The organism is Monashia sp. HAY1-2A, assembly GCF_056755315.1.
In genome coordinates this window covers 1-2,353 of record NZ_JBNDHY010000273.1, presented here as the reverse complement: position 1 = coordinate 2,353, position 2,353 = coordinate 1, and the positions used below count along the sequence as shown (strand labels likewise).

The 2,353-nt window shown below is 63.6% G+C and carries 2 protein-coding genes; both read left to right on the top strand.

The features are described from left to right. Positions 1–1,059: restriction endonuclease (locus ACPYOM_RS21670; RefSeq protein WP_481347540.1), on the top strand; the 1,059-nt coding region annotated here is incomplete at its 5' end. Between the two features lie 232 nt (positions 1,060–1,291). Then, positions 1,292–2,353, top strand: a 1,062-nt coding sequence (locus ACPYOM_RS21665; protein ID WP_481347539.1) for a hypothetical protein, incomplete at its 3' end; no start/stop codon positions are given.

Genomic DNA, 2,353 nt, shown 5'->3' with positions numbered 1-2,353 from the left:
GAGGCGGAACAGCGCGCAGAGGTGGATGCGTTGCGAGATGCCTTCGCCCAGGGCGTTCCGGACGCAGTGGTGAGCTACTTCGAACTAGTGCTCCAACGATCCGCGTACCCGAAGGGCTTTCCACAACAGTTCAAGCTGGCATACGTGCCCGACTCACGTCAGCTCGTCGTGGAGTACGAGCTCCCCACTGCGGCCGTGGTTCCCGAGGCGAAGGCCTACCGGTACGTGAAGGCGACGGACTCGATTTCGCACATTCCACGTCCATCGGCCAGCGTTCGAACCCTGTACGCCGGGGTCGTGGCGCAGACGACGTTGCGGACCTTGCATGAGTTGTTCGAGGCGGACGGGGGACGCAACCTCGACGTCGTGGTGTACAACGGCGTCATCCACACCACTGACCCCGGCAGCGGAAGACCGATTACACCGTGCCTGGTAACGGTGCGGACGACGAGAGAGACGTTCAGCGAACTGGACCTGGCCCACGTCGAACCGCTTGCATGCCTGCGTCACCTGTCGGCGGGCGTGTCAAAGAGTCCAACAGAGCTGCTGCCGGTGCGTCCGGTGCTGGAGTTCGACATGGTGGACCCTAGATTCGTGGCCGAGTCCGACGCCTTGGGCCTCCTCGACGAACGACCCAATCTGATGGAGTTGCACTTCACGGAATTCGAGGTGCTGGTGCAGAACCTCTTCACGAAGATGGGCTTGGAGGCCAAGCAGACCCGGCCGTCTCGCGACGGAGGCGTTGACTGTGTGGCCTATGACCCGCGCCCGATCTTTGGCGGCAAGGTGGTCATCCAGGCCAAGCGATACAAGAACACAGTAGGGGTCTCCGCCGTCCGTGACCTGTTCGGCACCCTCCAGAACGAGGGCGCCAGCAAGGGCATCCTGGTTACAACCAGCGGCTACGGCCAGGCCTCATTCGACTTCGCACGGAACAAGCCCATAGAACTCATCGACGGCGCCAACCTGCTGTACCTCTTGAAGCAACACACCGGTATAGACGCGAAGATTCAGGCTCCAGAGGACTGGAGGGACCCCGGCGCGGATCTCGGCGAATGAGCCGACCTTGTCAGCCGGTATGACGACGCTTGACCGGTTCGCGGCGAAAGGCCGCACCCACCCGCATGGGAGATCAGTATCCGAGAACCGAGAAGTTCTTGCGTTAACTGGGGACGCGACGAGCCGAACTCGTGGCGAAGCCGGCTCTGCCATCGAGGCGAAGGTACGGTGCGGTCGAGGACCCGGAAATATCGGGTGTCGTGTGTGGCATGAACAGGGCAAAGGGAGTGTCGTGGCGGAGGAGAACTGGCACGAGGCGCGGTTGATCCCGACGTCGGGGATCAACGGGGCCGAAGAACAGGAGCGGCGCGCGACCTCGGCCCTGCTAGCGGTGCTGAGCGCAGTTCGCGAGTACGGCAGGTCCCTGCTCAAGCCGCTTGGAGCACCCGCGGGGGCAATCAGCACGTACATCGAGGTCCCGTTCATGCTCGGGGACAAGCGCCTGTACCCCGACGGTCTGATCCGCGTCGCCCGGGGATCGAAGTCCTGGACGTGCCTGGTGGAGGTCAAGACCGGCGGCAACGCCCTGCAGGCCGAGCAGCTCGAGAACTACCTCGACATCGCCCGCGCTGAAGGCTTCGACGCGGTCTTGACCATCTCGAATGAGATTCCCGCCATCGCGGGACAACATCCGACCAAGGTCGACGGGCGCAAGTTGCGCAGGGTCGCGCTGCACCATCTCGCATGGACTCAGGTCCTAGCAGAGGCGGTGTTACAAAAGGAGTTCCGCGGCGTAGCAGATCCTGACCAGGCATGGGTATTGGGCGAACTGATCCGCTACCTCGAGCACTCTCGATCCGGGGCGCTGGAGTTTGAGGACATGGGCGAGGCATGGACAGGGGTCCGTGACGCCGTTGCGGCCGGAACGTTGCGACCGACGGACAAGGGCATCCCTGCTGTCGTCGGTCGATTCGACGCCCTTCTCCGATTCGCGAGTCTGCGTCTCGGTCGACAGCTCGGCACCGAAGTTGTCCCGGTCCTGTCGCGCCGAGAGCTGGCAGACCCGGCGCTCCGTAGCCAAGCCCTGACGCAGATGCTGTGTCAGACCGGACAGCTGACCGGCGCGATCCGCATCCCAGACACGGTGGGTGCTTTGACCGTTACAGCCGACCTGCGCGCCGGCACGCTCACCTGTCACGTTGACATCGATGCACCCAGGGAAGGGCGCCCAACAACCCGAGTGAACTGGGTCGCCCGCCAGCTCAAGAACGCTCCCGACACGATCAGGGTTGAGTGCTACACCGCACATTCGCGCGGCTCCAGCAGCGCAGAACTGCTGCGGACGGTGCGAGAA